Here is a 17,488-nt window from a genome sequence, read left to right as displayed (position 1 = left end):
TAGCGCGCAAAAAGATGTATCCCTCGCCCCTGCAAGAGGGGGGAGGGACACAAGGGTAAAACGTTGCAGGTCAGTGCTGGGGTAAAGCTTAACCCTGGCCCTGGCCTGGTTCGCCTTCCTTTGGCTTGAACTGCTTATCGCTGATGCGGAACTTGTTGCGGCGGTCGCCCATCAAGTAACGCAGGTCACGAATGCTCAAATCGCTTACTTCGTGCATGCGAATCAGCAGCGAAGCGCCCACTGGCAGGCGGTGGTGGCGAATTTTACTGATCACCGGCGGTGCGACTTCCAACGCGCGCGACAGGGCGGCGTCGTTTTTCAAACGCAGGTTTTCGATCAGGGTATCGAGCAGGCGGTTGGGATTGTATTGCAGCAGGTCATCGCCATCCGCATCGTTATTCATATCTATGCCGACTTGGTTTGTCATGATTTCGTTTTTTCCTTCTGTAAAGTTGTCCTGCAAAGTACAACACTCGGAGCTCGCTTTGCTGCGTTAATGTTCATCCTTACCAAGGAACGAATTTACACACGGACCGATTCCGGGATAACAAGTTTCATAATATATACACAATTATACAACATCTCGCAATGTAATACCCGACAGCAATAGAAAAAAATTGCAAAGTCGTGTATTGTTGTCCCGATGCAACATTGTGTGAGAATTATACACCGAGTCATGTGCTACGCTATGGTGCACGCTAGTATTTAGCAACTAAAGTTAATTATAAGGCAATTCCGTTGTATAGATGCTTATAATTTCACGCTTTAGCGCCAGTTTGGATGTTTAATTTCCTCGTGTCAACTAAACAATACCGCGTGCAAGTTGGGCAAACAACACCCGTTACGGTTGCTTACATCCCTCATCGCCGTGCTTACACGCTCCCCGCGCCGATACTCTCGCTGCCGTTTCTACAAACCGCCCCGTGCCAGCCTTACCGCGCGACCCAGTTCGATCACCGACATTGCGTAGAAATAGCTGCGGTTGTACTGCGTAATTGCAAAGAAATTACTATTGGCCAACCAATACTCGGTTGGATCGGCGCCGTTCTGCAGATCCACCAAGCCATAGGTTTGTTGCTCCGGCACCGGTACAGTGGTGGTGACTCCCGCCGCTATCAAGTCCTGCGGTGAATATTTTGCTGTCAGGCCCTGTTGCAACATCGGTTCCCACGCTTTATTGGCAGATACCGTGGCCGCATACACCAGCGGTCCGGCGTTCTCGCGCTCCCAACCATGCGCCGCCAGGAAGGCGGCCACGCTGCCGATGGCGTCCGTGCTGGAGCCGAGCAGGTCGATGTGGCCGCTGCCGTCGAAATCGACCGCGTACTTGATCAGGCTGCTGGGCATGAATTGCGGCATGCCCATGGCGCCGGCGAACGAGCCGCGCAGCGATAGCGGGTCGACGCCGTCGCGGCGCGCGAACACCAGCGTGGCCTCGAGCTCATTACGGAAGAATTCCATGCGGGCCACGCGCTGGGGCGCCTCCGGATAGGAGAACGCCAGTGTGGTGAGCGCATCGACCACGCGGAAACGGCCGGTGACGCGGCCGTACACGGTCTCAACGCCGATGATGCCGACCAGTATTTCGGCCGGAATGCCGTACAGCGCCTCGGCGCGGTTGAGCGCTTCGGCGTTTTCGTTCCAGAACTTGACGCCGCCGTCGACGCGCGTCGGCTCGATGGTCAGCGCGCTGTAGGCCTTCCAGTTTTTTGGCTTGCCCGGCGGCGCCGGCTTGACCAGCTGCACCGTAGCGTCGACATAACGCACCTGTGCCATCAAGGTGTCGAGCTCCTTGCGGTCGAAGCCGTTGCGGCTGGCGACGTCGTCGAGAAATGCGCGCACTTCCTTCCATTCGCCGAAGTTGACGTATTCGCCGACATAATCGATGGCCGGCACGGTCTTCTTTTTGACCGGCGCCGCCTTTTTCTTGGCTTTCGGTTGCATGCTTGGCGGCAGTTTGTAGCCGTAGCGGTCGACCTGGGCGTGGCTGGTGCCGGCGGAAGCCAGCAGTGCGGCGGCCAGCAGGGGGGTGATCAGAGTCTTCATCGGCATAAAGGTAACAGTGTTTTCAGCGTCTTGAGCGACGTCGTTCGTTGTTCGGCCCGGGCGCCGCCGTATTTCAGCGCGCCATACAGGGTTAAAAATGTCTCCATCGCCGCGTGTTTTTCCGCGCTGGCGGGCATGTCCCGCAGACGGGCAGCATAGCCGAGCGGGCCTTCATCGGGGCGCCGCGCATAACCATGACGCGCCTGCAGCCGGCAAAAGGCCTGGTACAGCGCGTCCAGAGGTGCGGCCGGCCGGCGTTGCCGCCGCCAGTGCAGCAGCCAGGCCAGCGCGCACAGCAGCGCCAACCCGAGCCCGGCCGCTGCGCCCCGCCGGGTGCCGAACGCTGCGCTTAGTTCTGCAAGGAAACTTCGCTGCCTATCTGGATTGTAATCCAGGACCCATTGATTCCAAGAATTATTCAGCGCGGCATAGCCGAATCTGAGTTGCGCCAACCACGAATCGGGATCGTTTTGCAGTGCGATGAACTGGCCGAAGCCAAACGCGGACGGCGCCGGCAGCGCCCGTGCCAGGTTGCGGGCGACGCGCTCGGGCGCCACCGCGCCGGTGGGATCGACCCGGCGCCAGCCCTGGGAGGGCAGCCAGATCTCGGCCCAGGCGTGGGCGTCGGACTGGCGCACCGTCAGATAGCCGTCGAGCGGGTTCATCTCGCCGCCCTGGTAGCCGGTGACCACGCGCGCCGGCACCCCCATGGCGCGCATCAGTACGACATAGGCGCCGGAAAAATGCTCGCAGAAGCCGGCCTTGCTGATGAACAAAAAGTCGTCGACCATGTCGCGCCCGGTCAGCGGCGGCTGCAAGGTGTAGTTGAAGGTGTCGCTGCGGAACATCGACAGCACTTGCCGTGAGAGGTAGGAGGCGTCCGGCCGGCCGCTGGCCGTCGGCGGTGCGGCCTGCTTGAACTGTTGCGCCAGCGCCAGGGTGCGCGGGTTGAAACCGTCCGGCAATTCTAGCCAGCGCGCCAGGTTTTGCGGCGTTTCATCGGCTTGCAATTGAAAATCGACATAGGCGCTGGCTGCGTAGCGCACCCGGCGCGCCAGCGGCTCCATCGTGAACTGTTCCATTTCATCGGACTCGCGCACGTTGAAACCCGGCACGCTGAATTGCGGGCCGGTCAGCTCCAGCAACGCCAGCCAGCGCTTGCCGGTCGGCTCCATCGTCACCTCATGGCGGATGGCCCGGCCGCGCACGCTGATGGCGATGTCCGCTCTTTGCGCGCCGCGCCGGCGCGGCACGCGGGTCCAGGTGCGGCCGTCGTAGTCGCCCAGCACGATGCTGCGCCAGTACAGCTGGCTCTGCGGCGGCGCCTGGTCGAGGAAGCGCACCCGAAAGGCCACCTCGTCCGACTGCGCCAGCGACGACAGCGTGCCCGGCGCCATGCTGTCGGAGATGCCGCTGCGGCCGCTGTGAGCGTCGCCCGGCATGCCCCACAGCGGCCCCTGGACGCGCGGAAAGCCGATAAACATCAGCAGCGCCAGCGGTGCGGCCAGCAGGAACAGCTTGGCCGAGGTGCGCAGGCGCCGCGCCAGCGGCGGCACGGCGCCGGTGTACTGGAACGATTGTTGCGCCGTCAGCAGCACGATCAAGGTGGCGGCCATGAACAGCGCGGTCGGCATCGTCTGCGAATAGAAAAAACTGGTCAGCAGCACGAAGAAGCTGAGAAAGACCACGACGAACAGGTCGCGCTTGGCGCGCATCTCCAGCAGCTTGAACGCCAGCAGCAAGGTCAGCATGGCGACGCCGGCGTCGCGGCCCAGCAAGGTGCGGTAGGTGAGGTAGACGCCGGCCATGGCCGCCACCGCCACCGGCGCCAGCAGCCACCTCGGCGGCATGCGCTTGCCGCGCCACGTGATGGCCGCGCGCCACAGCAGGGTGGCGCAAATGGCCAGGCTGGTCCACAGCGGCAGGTGGGCGAAGTGCGGCGCCAGCACCATCAGCGCGGCGATCAGCAGCAGCAGGGTGTCGGCCTTGTCGCGCGGCAGGGCCGCCAGGCGTCCCGGCTTGGGTGCCGGACCTCGCCGTGCGTCGTGCGCGCCGCTCATGCGTCTCCCTCGCGTCCGAACAGCGCCAGCGCCCGCAGGCAAGCGGCGCGGTGGGCGTCGCCCAGCGCCGGACCATACGCGTGCTGCGCCAGGCGGAAGGTGTAGGGCAGGGCGCGCTGCTCGGCGTCCAGCACCCATTGCGTCATGCGCGACAGTTTCAGCTCCAGCGCCAGATGCAGCGGCAGGTCGGCGAAGTCCAGCGCCAGCTCCGCCACCGCGCCGCCCTCGAAATGCTTGGTCACCAGCTGCCCGCCGAGGGCCGGATCGTGGCGCGCGATCTGGCGCCAGGCCAGATGCCGCATCGGGTCGCCCGGCTGGTAGCTGCGGATGCCGGCGAAATTATCCAGCCCCACGGTGCCGTGGCCGTCCTCGCTGGCGGCGCCGTGCGACGGCAGCGGCTGGGGCGGCGATTCCGGCGCCGGATACACCAGCACGCGCAGCGCCGGCTGCCAGTGGCTCCATGCCTTGAACAGGCCGAGCGGGAAGCGTGTGGTCAGCTGGATGCGCGGCGCGTCCAGCCAGCCGCGTTCGCGCGTCGGCGCCGACAGCACCACCACGCTGGTGTCGCCGGCCGCGACGTCGGCCACCTGGCGCGGCTCGCCATGGCCCTGGAAACCGAGCCAGATGGCGTAGCGGTCGAGCCGCGTGGGATTGGCCAGGCGCAGTTCGAACTGCGCCTCCTCGCCGGCGAACACCGGCTGGGCGCGGCCCGGCGCCAGCTTCAGCAACGCCAGGTTGCGCGCGGTCAGGAACATGTCTGCCACCGCGCAGGCGCCGGTGAAGAAGGTCAGCGCGAAGCCCAGGCCAAGGTTGTAATTGAGCGCGCCGATCAGCATGATCAGCAGCAGCACGGTGAAGGACAGGCCGGCGCGCGTGGGCAGGATGAACACGCGGCGCGACGTCAAGGTGACTTCGCCCGGCTCGCTGTCGCGCAGCTGGAACAGCCACCGGTCGCCAGCCCGCCTGCCTTTGCGGTACAGCGCTTGCAGGCCGGAAGTCACGCCGGAATTCACTGCAGCGGCACCGATTTCTGCAGCTGCAGCACCAGGTCGCGGCTGGCCAGCGCCACGCCGTGCGCAGCCTTGAGCGGCCGCAGGCGGTGCGCGCACACCGGCACCAGCACCGCCTGCACGTCCTCGGGCAGCACGTGGTTGCGGCCTTCCAGCGCGGCCCAGGCGCGCGCCGCCTGCAGCAGCGCGATGGCGGCGCGCGGGCTCATGCCCTCGGCGAACATGCCGTTCTGGCGCGAGGCGGCCGCCAGCGCCTGCACATAGTCGACCAGCGCCGCCGACACGTGGATCTGCTTGAGCGATAGCTGGGCGGCAGCCAGTTCGGGCGGCGTCATTGCCGCCGGCAGCGTCTTGAGCAGCACGCGGCGGTCCTCGCCCAGCAGCAGCGCGCGCTCGGCGGCGGCGTCCGGGTAGCCCAGCGACAGGCACATGAGAAAGCGGTCGAGCTGCGATTCCGGCAGCGGGAAGGTGCCGATCTGGTGGGTCGGATTCTGCGTGGCGATGACGAAGAAGGGCAGCGGCAGCGGGCGGGTGACGCCGTCGGCGCTGACCTGGCGCTCCTCCATCGCCTCGAGCAGGCCCGATTGCGTTTTCGGCGTGGCGCGGTTGATCTCGTCGGCCAGCAGCACCTGGGTGAAGATCGGGCCGGGATGGAACACGAAGCCGTTCTTTTCGCGCTCGTAGATGGAGATGCCGTTGACATCGGCCGGCAGCAGGTCGCTGGTGAACTGGATGCGGTTGAAGCGCAGTCCCAGCGAAATCGCCAGCGCGTGCGCCAGCGTGGTCTTGCCCACGCCCGGCACGTCCTCGACCAGCAGGTGGCCGCCGGCCAGCAGGCAGGTCAGCGCTTGACGGATCTGCAAGTCCTTGCCGACAATGATCTCTCCGACCTGCCGTGCCACCGCGTGCAATTTTGTGTACATGATATGTATGGTAGATTAGCGCCTGGGATCAGCAGAATCAGGGGCGGCGTTTGAGCGATTCTATGCGAGAAACCGCGCAGCGGATATAGCGCAGTCGCCGCCCGCACACACCATACACATGACCACAGCCATCTACAGCCATCCCGATTGCCAGCGCCACGACATGGGCGAGTGGCACCCCGAATCGCCGGCGCGCCTGCAAGCCATCGCCGACCAGTTGATCGGATCGCACATCAGCGACCTGCTGGAGCACCGCGAGGCGCCGCTGGTGGCGCTGGCCGACCTCGAGCGCAACCACAGCCGCAACGCCATCGCCATCGTGCGCGACAACGTGCCGGCGCCGGGCGACACCTATCCGATCGACGGCGACACCTCGCTCAACGCCTGGAGCTGGCTGGCCGCGCAGCGCGCCGCCGGCGCCGCCGTGGCCGCGACCGACGCCGTCATCGATGGCGAGATCGACAACGCCTTCTGCTCGGTGCGCCCGCCGGGCCACCACGCGCGTCCGGTCGAGCCGATGGGCTTTTGCCTGTTCAATAACGTCGCCGTGGCGGCCAAGCACGCGCTCGACGCGCGCGGGCTGGCGCGGGTGGCCATTGTCGATTTCGACGTCCACCATGGCAACGGCACCGAGGAAGCCTTCCTCAATGAGCCGCGCGCGCTGATGGTGAGTTTTTTCCAGCATCCGTTTTATCCGTACACCGAACCCGAGCCGATCACCGCCAACCTGGTCAACGTGCCGGTGCCGCTGGCCACCAAGGGCGATGCGGTGCGCAAGATCGTCACCGAACAATGGCTGCCGGCGCTGCACGCGTTCAAGCCGGAGATGATCTTCATCTCGGCCGGCTTCGACGCCCACCGCGAGGACGACATCGGCGGCATGGGGCTGGTCGAGGCCGACTACGCGTGGATGACGGAGCAGGTGATGGAGGTGGCGCGGCTGTACGCCAAGGGCCGCATCGTCAGCTGCCTGGAGGGCGGCTACAACCTGTCGGCGCTGGGCCGCAGCGTGGTCGCGCACTTGAAGGCGCTGGCCGAGATCTAAGGTCCCGCCAGCGCTTTGTTTTAACACTTCCGCGTCACTGGGCGTTCTTGAGGTTTTTGTCGAGGAAAGTCTCGACCTGCTTCCAGAAATCGACGCGGTTTTTCTCGTTGCGCCAGCCGTGGCTTTCGTTGTCGTAGTAGATGGCGGTGACGTTGCTGTTGTTCGCCTTGACCGCGTTGCCGAAGCGCCTGGCGTGCTCCATCGGCACGCGCCGGTCGTCGACGCCGTGCGCCATCAGCAAGGGCTGTTTCAGTTCGGCGGCGCGCAGCAGCGGCGAATTCTTGCGGAACATCTCGGCGTCGGCCGCGCTGTCCGGATCGCCGATCAGCGTGCGCATCGAATAGCCGAGGTTTTCCTCCGACGCGTCCGATTCGGTCGACGTAAACATCAGCTGGATATCGGTCACGCCGGCCCACTCGACGCCGGCGCGGAATACCTGCGGATCCTTGATCAAGCCCATCAACGTGGCATAGCCGCCGTAGCTCGCGCCCATGATGCCGACCCGCCTGGCGTCGGCCCAGCCCTGTTTGACGGCCCACTGGGCGGCGTCCGCCAGGTCATCCTGCATGGTGCCGCCCCATTGCTTCCAGCCGGCCTTGAAATGCGCGAAGCCGAAGCCGGTGCCGCCCCGGAATTCCGGCTGAATCACCACGTAGCCGCGCGAGGCCAGGAAAGCCGCCTCCGGATCCCAGGCCCACGAGCCGCCGCGCACGCTCGGTCCGCCGTGCACCAGCACGATGGCGGGGCGGGGGCCGTCGGCTTTGCCGACCGGCAGCGTCACGTAAGCCGGGATGGCGCGGCCGTCGCGCGCCGTGTAATGGTGGAAGCTGCGGGCGCCCATCTGCGCCGGCACGATACCCGGATGGGTGTTGCCCAGGCCGACCAGCTTGCCGGTGGCGCGGGTGTAGAGCACGTAGTCGGCGGGCCGGCGGTCGGTCTCGGACTTGATCAACAGCACGGGCGAGCCGAGGCAGTCGCTGGCGCATACCACGGTGTTGATGTTGCCGGGCAGGGCGGCGTCGATCTTGGCCTGCTCGGCCTTCATGGCGGGATTGAACCAGACGGTGGTGTCAGCGTCCGTTTCAAGGTGGATGCCCATCATGCGTTTGCTGGTGTAGTCCACCTGGGGCGCGCCGACGAAATCGAAGCCCGGCGTCTCGATGATCGGTTCCGGGTCCAGCTTCATGGTGGTCAGGTCGTAACGGAACGGCGCACTGTAGCCCTTGTAGTTGGCGCGCACGTACAGCGTGTTGGGGCCGTCCATGAACAGCGGCGCGAAGCGCTGGTGATCGTAGCAGGTGCCGTTGTCGATCTCGGTCCAGCTGGTGGCGTCGGGCTTGCGGTAGGAAACGATGCAATGGCCCTTGACGACCGACTGCACCACGCGCGGCACGCCGTTGGCGTCGGTGATCCAGCGGCCGGTGGCTTGCGGCTGCGTGCCCTCGAAGGTCGAGCTCAGCTGTGTGGTGCGCGTGTTGAGGCGCATCAGGCGCGACGACGTTGGCGCCACATCGACGTTATTCCATGTGTATTTTTCCACCAGGATATCGTCTGAACCGTCGTGCAGCGCGCTGTGGAAGCGATAGTCGGCGGTCAGCGTGCGGCTGGCGATCAGGCTGCCGGTCGCCGCCTCGCTGTGGTGGCTCCAGTTACCATCGATCAAGTGCCGCTGATTCTTGCCGTCGCGGTCGATAGCGAACTCGTCCAGATTGGTCCTGGCGCCCAGGTTCATGTTCTTGAGCGTGTAGCCGACGCGGTTTTCGTTGACCCAATGAATGTCGAAAATAGCCACCATGGTCGGATCGACGCGGCTAACGACCGTGTATTTGGACGGATCGGCGGTTTCGCGGATAACCAGGGCCTGGCTACCGTCGGGCAGGATGCTGGCCAGCGCGACATAGGCGCCCTTGGGGGAGAGCTCGACCAGGCTCACCTGCGGGGTCTGGAAAAAGCTGGCGATGGCGGGCAAGCCTTCGGCGCCAGCGCCATGGTGTAGCGTGGCCGCGCACAGTGCGGCGGCCAGCAGGTGAAAACGGAAGCGTCGCATGCGATGACCCAAGTGGTGAACGATCCAATAATCGTATGCCGTGCCGAACTGTTTGTCCATGCGCGTGCGCAAGCTTCCCTTAAAACAACTTTCGATCAGGCGTTGACGGCGTCTCCGCGCTTCGATGCCCAGCGGTACAGGCCCACGACCACGAAGGTGGCGACGATCAGCGAGATGATCATCGTGTGCGCTTCGCTTAACGAGGTGTGGAGTGCCAGTGGCTCGCCTTCGCCCGACAGCACGATCAAACCGGCCAGCGCGACGTTGAACAAGCTCTCGCCGACGATGAAGCCGGACATGATCAGCACCGCGAGGCGCTTGGCCGTTTCGCCGCCGGCCGACTTGCCGCAGCCGCGCTCGAAGAAGTAGCCGGCCACCGCGCCCACCACCACCGGCGTGATCACCGCGCTGGGCAGGTAGATCGCCAGGCCCACGCCCAGCGGCGGCAGGCTGTATTTGTCGTTGCTGGCTTTTTTCAGCACGAAGTTGATCGCCACCAGCACCAGTCCCACCAGCACGCCGTAGCCGAGCAGGTTCCATTGCAGGTTGCCGCCGATGACGCCCTTGGCCAGCGTCGAGATCAGGAGCGCCTGCGGCGCGGCCAGCGGCTGGTCGGAGATCGAATCGAGGTTCGGCGCGCCGACAAAACCGTTGGCGTGATTGAGCAGCTCCAGCACCGGCGGCACCACGCACGAACCGGCGAACACGCCGATCAAGAGCGCGACCTGCTGCTTCCATGGCGTGGCGTCGACCAGCTGGCCGGTTTTCAAATCCTGCAGGTTGTCGTTACCGATCACGGCCACCGCCAGCACCACCGTGGTGACGAACAGCGCAAAGGCGATCAGCGCCTGCGCCACTTCCGGCCCCATGATGCTGCGGCCGACCATGCCCACGCTCAGCGCCGCGCCCAGGATCGTCAAGATGGCGATGCCCGACACCGGCGAGTTGGAGGAGCCGATCAGGCCCGCCATGTAGCCGCACACCGCAGCGGCGAAGATGCCGGCGACCAGGATGTAGCCGACGCCGACGGCCACCAGCGGGAAGGCGATCTGCGACAGCGGACCGCCCTGCAGGAAGCTGGTAAGCAGCCAGCCGGCCGGCACCAGCGAAATCAGCGTGACCAGGCCGACGATAAAGATAGGCATGTCCATCTCGGTGCGCTCGAGCACCGCGCCTTCCAGCTTGGCGCGGCGCGCCGTTTCCACGGCCGATTTCAGGCCGCCGAAGATCGGCTTGGCCAGCCCTGCCAGCGTGATGATCGCGGCGATGCCGATCACGCCGGCGCCCATCATGCGCACTTCCTTCGACCAGATCGACAGCGCGTGGCCGGCGGCGTCCATGCCGGCGGCGGCCGGCGTGAGCGATGTCATGACCGGCACCATGATGCCCCAGGCGATGACCAGCCCGGCCAGCATCGCGATGCCGACCGTGATGCCCATCAGGTGCCCGGCGCCGATCAGCGCCAGCGACGACGACGCGCCGATGCCGGTGGCGCCAGCACCGGTGCGGAAGTAGAACGACACTTCGCCGGCCATCACTTTGATCGCGGCGCCGGCGGCGAACAGCGCCGAGGCCACGCTGCCCAGCACCACGGCGCGCAGACCGGCCTTGCCCTCGGCCGCGCCGGCGCGCGAGGCCGTGCCGACCTTGAGCACTTCGGCGGCGGCGACGCCTTCCGGATACGGCAGCTTGGATTGCGACACCAGCGCGCGGCGCAGCGGCACCGTGTACATCACGCCCAACACGCCGCCGATGGCGCAGGCGCCGAAGGTCGGCCAGAACGGCACGTGCGCCCACCAGCCGATCATCAGCAGCCCTGGCAGCACGAAAATCACCGACGCCAGCGTGCCGGCGGCCGAGGCGATCGTCTGGACGATGTTGTTTTCCTGGATGGTGGCGTTCTTGAAGGCGCTTAACAGCGCCATCGAGATCACCGCCGCCGGGATCGACGTGGCGAAGGTCAGGCCCACTTTCAGGCCGAGGTAGACCTGTGCCGCCGTGAATACCAGCGTAATCAGGATGCCCAGAATAATGCCGCGGAGGGTGATCTCCCTCGGGTTGGACGGTGCAGCTATGCTCATCTTCAGCACTCCGGTTGAAAAATATTGTTTATATGGTCAGAAAAACGGAAAAGCGACTCATGATATCCGAATCCCGGCCGGGCCAGCAGGTAAAATAGCGGATTGTCAGAACGATTTTGAAGGTCAGAGCATGTCGATACAATGGTACCCGGGGCACATGAACGCCGCCAAAAAGAAGGCGGCGGAGCAGATGGAGAACACCGATCTGGTGATCGAGGTGGTCGACGCGCGCCTGCCGGAGGCCAGCACCAATCCGATGGTGGAGGAGCTGCGCAAGTTCCGCCAGCGTCCGTGCCTGAAAATCCTCAACAAGGTCGACCTGGCCGATCCCGCCGCCACGGCGGCGTGGGTAGCGTATTACAACGCGCAGGAGGGCGTGACGGCGTTCGCGATGACGACCAAGAAGCCGGCCGACGTCGCGCGCGTGCCGGAACTGGCCAAGCAATTGGCGCCGCACCGGGGCGTGCCGACCAAGCCGCTGCGCATCATGATCATGGGGATTCCCAACGTCGGCAAATCGACCTTGATGAACGCGCTGCTCAAGCGCAAAGTGGCCAAGGTCGGCGACGAGCCGGCGGTGACCAAGCAGCAGCAGAAGCTTTATCTGGACAAGAACACCATCCTGGTCGACACCCCCGGCATGCTGTGGCCGAAGATCGCGCTGCCAAGCGACGGCTTGATGCTGGCGGCCAGTCACGCCATCGGCTCGAACGCGCTGATCGAGGAGGAAGTGGCGGTGTTCCTGGCCGACGAGATGCTGAAGTACTACCCGCAGCTGCTCGTGGCGCGCTACGGTTTCAAGGATATCGAAACGTTCGACGGCATCGCGGTGGTGGAGGGCGTGGCGGCCAAGCGCGGCTTCCGCCAGAAGGGCGGCGACCTGGATTTCGAGAAGGCGTCGCACACCTTCCTGGGCGACTACCGCAGCGGCACGTTGGGCCGCATTTCGCTCGAGACGCCTGCCTCGCGCAAGGAGCGGTTGGAAGTATACGCGGTGGAGGCGGCGGCCAAGGCCGCCGAAAAAGCCGCCATCGCCGAAGCCAAGGCCGCCGAATACGCCAAGGGCAAACGCGGAACGTAGTGTCTACGCGCCGCCGAAGCGGAAACTACTGACAGCCAGCGACCCCATAAACGCATCCTCGTGATACGGCACGGACGCCGGCTCGTCCTCGGCCGCGCCCATCGCCACCATCAGCGGCAGCAGATGCTCCTCGCGCGGATGCGCCATGCGCGCAGCCGGCGCCTTATCCCACTCCATCAACGCCGCCGAGCGCTCCGCCGGCGGCAGCGCCATGGTCGCCCGCAGCCAGCCGTCGAACTGGTGTGACGCCGCCGCGCCCTGCGCGTTGAACGCCCGCAGATTGTGGTAACTCAGGCCGCTGCCGATGATCAGCACACCCTCCTTGCGCAATGGCGCCAGCAGACGGCCCGCCTCCAGATGCGTTTTCGGATCGAGTCCCTGCTTGAGCGAGAGCTGCACGATGGGCACATCGGCGTTCGGATACACCGGATACATGGCGCTGAAGGTGCCGTGGTCGAACCCGCGCTGGTCGTCCAGTTGCGCGGGGTGGCCGCCGGCGTCGAGCAGCTGTTTGATGTGCGCGGCCAGCTCCGGCGCGCCCGGAGCACTGTACTGCACCTGGTAGGTGTGCGGAGGGAAGCCGCCGTAGTCGTACAGCATCGGCGGTTTGGCGGACGACGACAGCATGAAGTCGCGCCCTTCCCAGTGCGAGGTGACCACCAGTATGGCTTTCGGCGTCACGCCAAGTTGGCGCGGGATGTCGCGCAGCGAGGCGTCCAGTTTGCCGTACAGGTGGCCGACGGTGTCCATCATGAACGGCCACGGGCCGCCGCCGTGGGACAGGAAGTAGGTGGGGAGGGGCTGGTTGGCGCTGCTCATGGTGGTGCTCCACTGATGGTGTTGATATTCATACTATAGGGACGCCGGGGTGGGTAATCAATGTTCTAAATATAGATAGGTCCTATCTATTTGCTGAATCATTGAGTCCATGTTGTTCCGGGGGGCGTGGTCTTGGTTGTTGTTGGCAGGCGTATAATGCCGGGGTTTTGGTGCCTGCACATATGCGGGCACACTACTTCCCTATACTTCCGACTTGCAGGACGCAGGCGGATGTCTTCTTTGAAAAAGATTTACGATGAAATCCTTCGCATTTGTTTCGCCTTCGGCGCCCTGTCTGTTGGCCGCCGCCGTTTCCCTGTGCTTCAGCGCCACCGCCATCGCGCAAGACGTCGTCGGCGCGCAGGTCGCCCAGGTGCTCGCGCCGGTCGTCATCACCGGCTCGCGCTTCGACGCCGATCCTGCGCTGGCGCCGATCGGCGCCACGGTGATTTCGGCCGAGGATATCCGCCGCGCCGGCGTCAGCGACGTCAATTCGGCGATCCGCAAGATCGGCGGCGTCTATGGCCGGCAAAGCTTGAACGGTAGCCCGGACTTCGATCTCGATCTGCGCGGCTTCGGCACCAACAGCAGCCAGAATCTGGTGATCGTCCTCGATGGCGTGCGTCTGTCGGAAAATGAACTGAGTACCGCCATCCTGTCGACCATCCCGGTCGATACGGTGGATCGCATCGAAATCACGCGCGGCGGCGCCAGCGTGTTGTACGGCGACGGCGCCACCGGCGGCGTGATCAACATCGTCACCAAAAACCCCGGAAAAAACACCCGCCGTGGCAGCGTTTTCGTCGAGGGCGGACGCTTCAACGCCGGCGAGGCGCGCGTCTCGGCGGCGCAGGCGTGGGACGGCTTTGCCGCCGACGCGACCCTGGGCCATCAGCGCACCGACAACTACCGCGACAACAACGAATTCAAGCAAACCCAGTTCAGCGGCGGCGCGCAGTGGTTCAACGACGCCGGCCGCGTGGGCTTCCGCTACGAAGGCGCGCGCCAGGACATGCGTCTGCCAGGTTCGCTGAGCGAGGCGCAGTTCAAAGCCAACCCACGCCAGGCCACCACCCCCGACGACCACGGCTCGCTCGACAGCGACCGCTTCACCGTCTTCAGCCAGTACCGCGTTGCCGGCTATGATCTGGCGGCCGATCTGTCGTACCGCAAAAAGACGGTCGATTCGTCATACTTCTACGAGGGTGGCTCGTCGGTCGGCACCAGCGACAGCAAACAAATTCAGTTCTCGCCGCGCGTTCGACGCCTCGGCGAGATCGGCGGGATGCTCAATGAATTGGTGGCAGGCGTGGACTTGAGCAAGTGGGAGCGCACCGCCGCCACGGCCGACGCCGAGCAGAAATCGAAAGCGTTCTACGTGCGCGACGAGCTGCGCTTCGACGCGGCGCATCAGGGCCGGATCTCGGCCGGCGTGCGGCGCGAGATCTTCGATAAGGACTTCAGCAATCCGCAGGGCTTCGGCAGCACCAGCTACGACGTCGTGCAGGCACTGAACGCCTGGGAGCTGCAAGCGAGCTACATGCCGCTGGCCGGCGTGACGGTGTTCGGCAAGGCCGGGCAAAGCTACCGGGTCGCCAATGCCGACGAAAACGCCTTCACGCCCGTGTTCAATGCGGCGCTGCTGCCGCAGAAGTCGCACGATCTGGAGCTGGGCGTCAGCTACGCGGATGCTTCGCGCAAGGCGACGGCGCGCGTCTTCCGTCATAACCTGAGCAACGAGATATTCTACAATCCGACGAAGTTCGCCAACGTCAATCTCGATCCAACCAAACGCCAGGGCTTCGAACTCGATGCTGAGCAACGCATCGCCAGCGACTGGACTGTCAGCGCGCATTATCAGTACGTCGATGCCAAATTCCGCGAAGGCGCCAACAGCGGCAAGCAGATGGTGCTGGTGCCGAAAAATACGCTGAGCGCGCGCCTGAGCTGGACCCCTGCTGACGGTCAATCCGCCGACATCGGCACGCAGTGGGTCGCTAGCCAGCGTTACGGCTCGGACTTCGACAACCGCTGCTCGGGGAAGATTCCGGGCTTTGCCACCGTCGACGCCCGCTACGCGCGCAAATTCGGCCAATGGGAGTTTGCGCTGTCCGGCTTGAACCTGACCGACAAGAGCTATTATTCGCAGGCGTATTCCTGTGAGGATGGGATCTACGGCGGCATCTACGCGGCCGATGGCCGCCAGCTCAAGCTGTCGGCGCGCTACGAGTTTTAAGCGGATTTTAACGTTCTTCCCGGGCGCGAACAGCCACCTCGCGCCTGAAAAGTGGTAATCTCCGCTCGTGGCGTGGTCCGACGTGACCACCCGCCGCGCAAGGAAGCGCATCAATTTGGAACGGGTACGAAAATGAAAGAAATTAGCGACGAACGCAAGGCCGCCGAGGGCAAGGTGATGCATCTCTATAAAGAGTCGTCACCGGTCATCGAGACGCTGTTCGAGTGGGCGTATATCAACCATGTCGCGTGGAGCCTGGTGGTGGTGTTGTTGGGCTTTGTCTTCTGGCTGGTGGTCGCCTTGGCCAACGCGGAAAATCAGCGCTATGCGTTGATGACCAAAAAGTGCGAAGACCCGATGTTCAAGGGCGAGATCGACAAGAAGTGCCTGCGCAGCGTCGATTCGCGCGATCACTGGTGGCAGCACGTGAGCTACGCGCTGAAAAACACCAGTCCGGAGAAGTAACCCAGACCACAAGCCCGCGACAGCGGGCTTTTTTACAAGGCGAGCGATGAAACAGGTAATGGTGGTGACCGGCAGCAGCCGGGGCATAGGCGCGGCGACGGCCTTGATGGCGAGCCGCCGGGGCTACGCCGTCTGCATCAATTACGTCAGCAATGGCGATGCGGCCGAACAGCTGCGTGCGCAGATCGCGGGCGAGGGCGGCGAGGCGATCGTGGCGCAGGGCGACATGGGCGTGGAAGCGGACGTGCTGCGCCTGTTCGCGGCGGTCGATGCCCAATTGGGGCCGGTCACCGCCCTGGTCAACAACGTCGGCGTGCTGGAACAACAGGGCAAGTTGGCGGAGATGTCGGCCGAGAGGATGCAGCGCGTTTTCACCACCAATATCATGAGCGCCTTCCTGTGCGCCCGCGAGGCGGTCAAGCGCATGTCGACGCGCAGCGGCGGGCAGGGTGGCGGCATCGTCAACATCTCCTCCGGCGCGGCCAGGCATGGCGGCGCCAATACCTATATCGACTACGCGTCCTCCAAAGGCGCCATCGATGTGATGACGCTGGGTTTGTCGAAGGAAGTGGCGGAGGAGGGCATCCGCGTCAATTGCGTGCGGCCGGGCGTCACCGACACCGAGATCCACGCCAGCGGTGGCATGCCCGATCGCGTGGCGCGCATGGCATCGAGCCTGCCGCTGGGGCGCGCCGCCCGCTCGGAGGAAGTGGCCGAATCGATCCTGTGGCTGCTGTCGCCGCAGTCGTCCTACGTCAGCGGCGCGATCCTGGACGTCGCCGGTTCGCGCTAACATGCTCTAGCTGTGAATCACCACGGTGCAGGTGGTGCCGGCCACCAGCGCCAGATCCTTGGGCTTCTGGTCGATATGTATGCGCACCGGCACCCGCTGCGCCAACCGTACCCAGTTGAAGGTGGGGTTGACGTCGGCCAGCAGCTCGCGTCCGATGCTGGCGTCGCGGTCGGTGATGCCGTGGGCGATGCTCTCGATATGGCCGCTCAGCTGCGTCGCGCCGCTCATCAGATGGACTTGCACCGGGTCGTTCACCTTCAACAGCGGCAGCTTGGTCTCCTCGAAATACCCGACCACGTAGAACGACTCGCTGCCGATGACGGCCAGCTTGGCCGCGCCGACGGCGGCGAAATCGCCCGCGTGCACATTGAGGTTGGTGACATAGCCGGCCACCGGCGCCCGCACCACGGTGCGCTCCAGATTGAGCTGCGCCAGGTTGCGCGCGGCCAGCGCCGCCTGGTATTGCGCCGACGCGGTGCCCACCGCGAATTGTGCCGTCTCCATGCTTTCGGCGGAGATGATGGAGCTGTCCAGCGCCGCGCGGCGGCTGGCCTCCTTGCTGCGCCGGCCTTTTTCCACCTGCTGCGACGCCAGCATGGCGTCGGCCTGCGCCAGCGCGTTCTGGTAGCGGGCCTTGTCGACGACGAACAGCACGTCGCCTTGTTTGACCATCTGGTTATCGCGCACCATCACGTCCGTCACGGTGCCGGCGACGTCGGCGCTGATGGTGACCACGTCGGCCTTGATGCGGCCGTCCCGGGTCCATGCCGATTCCATGTAGTGGTCCCAGGCGCTGCGCCCGATCCACAGGGCCGCCGCCAGCAATAACATGGTCAGGAAAAAGCGGAAGATTTTAGATGCGCTCACGTTGGCTCTCAAGAT

The 17,488-nt window shown here is 64.7% G+C and carries 14 protein-coding genes; 5 read left to right on the top strand and 9 right to left on the bottom strand.

Translation table 11 applies throughout. The features are described 5' to 3' along the window. Nucleotides 1–88 precede the first annotated feature (88 nt). The 5 genes from ACZ0BA_RS15355 to ACZ0BA_RS15335 all read right to left on the bottom strand — a co-directional run bounded on the left by ACZ0BA_RS15355 (nucleotide 89) and on the right by ACZ0BA_RS15335 (nucleotide 6,039). Complete coding sequence (locus ACZ0BA_RS15355) at nucleotides 89–427, bottom strand: hypothetical protein (protein ID WP_090315555.1); 339 nt, start codon at nucleotides 425–427, stop codon at nucleotides 89–91. Between the two features lie 482 nt (nucleotides 428–909). Next, entirely contained in the window at nucleotides 910–2,052 is a 1,143-nt protein-coding gene (gene mltB / locus ACZ0BA_RS15350) for a lytic murein transglycosylase B (RefSeq protein ID WP_463452088.1), read from the bottom strand. Further along, nucleotides 2,043–4,106: a transglutaminase TgpA family protein gene (locus ACZ0BA_RS15345; protein WP_463452087.1), complete on the bottom strand. Its 2,064-nt coding sequence runs from the start codon at nucleotides 4,104–4,106 to the stop codon at nucleotides 2,043–2,045. Before ACZ0BA_RS15345 ends, mltB begins: the two co-directional genes overlap by 10 nt. Then, a complete protein-coding gene (locus tag ACZ0BA_RS15340) occupies nucleotides 4,103–5,107 on the bottom strand; it encodes a DUF58 domain-containing protein (protein WP_463452086.1) in 1,005 nt (334 codons plus the stop codon). Before ACZ0BA_RS15340 ends, ACZ0BA_RS15345 begins: the two co-directional genes overlap by 4 nt. A gap of 8 nt (nucleotides 5,108–5,115) precedes the next feature. Continuing rightward, nucleotides 5,116–6,039: an AAA family ATPase gene (locus ACZ0BA_RS15335; protein WP_463452085.1), complete on the bottom strand. Its 924-nt coding sequence runs from the start codon at nucleotides 6,037–6,039 to the stop codon at nucleotides 5,116–5,118. A gap of 118 nt (nucleotides 6,040–6,157) precedes the next feature. On the opposite strand from ACZ0BA_RS15335, the gene ACZ0BA_RS15330 reads away from it, so the two are divergent. After that, nucleotides 6,158–7,084, top strand: coding sequence for a histone deacetylase family protein (locus tag ACZ0BA_RS15330; protein ID WP_463452084.1), 927 nt, complete (start codon nucleotides 6,158–6,160; stop codon nucleotides 7,082–7,084). A 34-nt stretch (nucleotides 7,085–7,118) separates the two neighbouring features. Here ACZ0BA_RS15330 and ACZ0BA_RS15325 read toward each other — a convergent pair whose 3' ends face one another. Both ACZ0BA_RS15325 and ACZ0BA_RS15320 read right to left on the bottom strand, forming a co-directional pair. After that, nucleotides 7,119–9,131 carry an alpha/beta hydrolase family protein gene (locus tag ACZ0BA_RS15325; protein WP_463452083.1) on the bottom strand — a complete coding sequence of 671 codons (2,013 nt, stop codon included), beginning with the start codon at nucleotides 9,129–9,131 and terminating at the stop codon, nucleotides 7,119–7,121. 95 nt (nucleotides 9,132–9,226) lie between these two features. Beyond that, nucleotides 9,227–11,212 carry an OPT family oligopeptide transporter gene (locus ACZ0BA_RS15320; RefSeq protein ID WP_463452082.1) on the bottom strand — a complete coding sequence of 662 codons (1,986 nt, stop codon included), beginning with the start codon at nucleotides 11,210–11,212 and terminating at the stop codon, nucleotides 9,227–9,229. A gap of 130 nt (nucleotides 11,213–11,342) precedes the next feature. Between ACZ0BA_RS15320 and ylqF the strand changes: the two genes are divergently transcribed. Further along, the gene (gene ylqF / locus ACZ0BA_RS15315) at nucleotides 11,343–12,293 is read left to right on the top strand and encodes a ribosome biogenesis GTPase YlqF (protein ID WP_463452081.1); all 951 of its coding nucleotides are present in this window, start codon (nucleotides 11,343–11,345) and stop codon (nucleotides 12,291–12,293) included. Nucleotides 12,294–12,296: 3 nt separating this feature from the next. Here ylqF and ACZ0BA_RS15310 read toward each other — a convergent pair whose 3' ends face one another. Further along, nucleotides 12,297–13,112: a DODA-type extradiol aromatic ring-opening family dioxygenase gene (locus ACZ0BA_RS15310; protein WP_463452080.1), complete on the bottom strand. Its 816-nt coding sequence runs from the start codon at nucleotides 13,110–13,112 to the stop codon at nucleotides 12,297–12,299. Between the two features lie 256 nt (nucleotides 13,113–13,368). Between ACZ0BA_RS15310 and ACZ0BA_RS15305 the strand changes: the two genes are divergently transcribed. The 3 genes from ACZ0BA_RS15305 (at nucleotide 13,369) to ACZ0BA_RS15295 (ending at nucleotide 16,606) form a co-directional block, all read left to right on the top strand. Beyond that, the gene (locus ACZ0BA_RS15305) at nucleotides 13,369–15,348 is read left to right on the top strand and encodes a TonB-dependent receptor (RefSeq protein WP_463452079.1); all 1,980 of its coding nucleotides are present in this window, start codon (nucleotides 13,369–13,371) and stop codon (nucleotides 15,346–15,348) included. A gap of 132 nt (nucleotides 15,349–15,480) precedes the next feature. Then, nucleotides 15,481–15,813 carry a hypothetical protein gene (locus ACZ0BA_RS15300; protein ID WP_463452078.1) on the top strand — a complete coding sequence of 111 codons (333 nt, stop codon included), beginning with the start codon at nucleotides 15,481–15,483 and terminating at the stop codon, nucleotides 15,811–15,813. A 46-nt stretch (nucleotides 15,814–15,859) separates the two neighbouring features. Further along, nucleotides 15,860–16,606, top strand: a complete 747-nt coding sequence (locus ACZ0BA_RS15295) for an SDR family oxidoreductase (RefSeq protein ID WP_463452077.1) — start codon at nucleotides 15,860–15,862, stop codon at nucleotides 16,604–16,606. A 6-nt stretch (nucleotides 16,607–16,612) separates the two neighbouring features. Here ACZ0BA_RS15295 and ACZ0BA_RS15290 read toward each other — a convergent pair whose 3' ends face one another. After that, a complete protein-coding gene (locus ACZ0BA_RS15290; RefSeq protein ID WP_463452076.1) occupies nucleotides 16,613–17,473 on the bottom strand; it encodes an efflux RND transporter periplasmic adaptor subunit in 861 nt (286 codons plus the stop codon). Between the last annotated feature and the right edge of the window lie 15 nt (nucleotides 17,474–17,488).

This window comes from Duganella sp. AC917 (assembly GCF_979258245.1).
Note: the sequence above shows the minus strand (reverse complement) of the source record. Positions and strands in the feature narration are given on the sequence as shown.

What these genes read in the sequence shown, in the direction of transcription:
- ACZ0BA_RS15355 (WP_090315555.1), bottom strand. Translation starts at nt 427, where the DNA reads ATGACAAACCAAGTCGGCATAGATATGAATAACGATGCGGATGGCGAT.
- mltB (WP_463452088.1), bottom strand. Translation starts at nt 2,052, where the DNA reads ATGCCGATGAAGACTCTGATCACCCCCCTGCTGGCCGCCGCACTGCTG.
- ACZ0BA_RS15345 (WP_463452087.1), bottom strand. Translation starts at nt 4,106, where the DNA reads ATGAGCGGCGCGCACGACGCACGGCGAGGTCCGGCACCCAAGCCGGGA.
- ACZ0BA_RS15335 (WP_463452085.1), bottom strand. Translation starts at nt 6,039, where the DNA reads ATGTACACAAAATTGCACGCGGTGGCACGGCAGGTCGGAGAGATCATT.
- ACZ0BA_RS15330 (WP_463452084.1), top strand. Translation starts at nt 6,158, where the DNA reads ATGACCACAGCCATCTACAGCCATCCCGATTGCCAGCGCCACGACATG.
- ACZ0BA_RS15325 (WP_463452083.1), bottom strand. Translation starts at nt 9,131, where the DNA reads ATGCGACGCTTCCGTTTTCACCTGCTGGCCGCCGCACTGTGCGCGGCC.
- ACZ0BA_RS15320 (WP_463452082.1), bottom strand. Translation starts at nt 11,212, where the DNA reads ATGAGCATAGCTGCACCGTCCAACCCGAGGGAGATCACCCTCCGCGGC.
- ylqF (WP_463452081.1), top strand. Translation starts at nt 11,343, where the DNA reads ATGTCGATACAATGGTACCCGGGGCACATGAACGCCGCCAAAAAGAAG.
- ACZ0BA_RS15310 (WP_463452080.1), bottom strand. Translation starts at nt 13,112, where the DNA reads ATGAGCAGCGCCAACCAGCCCCTCCCCACCTACTTCCTGTCCCACGGC.
- ACZ0BA_RS15305 (WP_463452079.1), top strand. Translation starts at nt 13,369, where the DNA reads ATGAAATCCTTCGCATTTGTTTCGCCTTCGGCGCCCTGTCTGTTGGCC.
- ACZ0BA_RS15300 (WP_463452078.1), top strand. Translation starts at nt 15,481, where the DNA reads ATGAAAGAAATTAGCGACGAACGCAAGGCCGCCGAGGGCAAGGTGATG.
- ACZ0BA_RS15295 (WP_463452077.1), top strand. Translation starts at nt 15,860, where the DNA reads ATGAAACAGGTAATGGTGGTGACCGGCAGCAGCCGGGGCATAGGCGCG.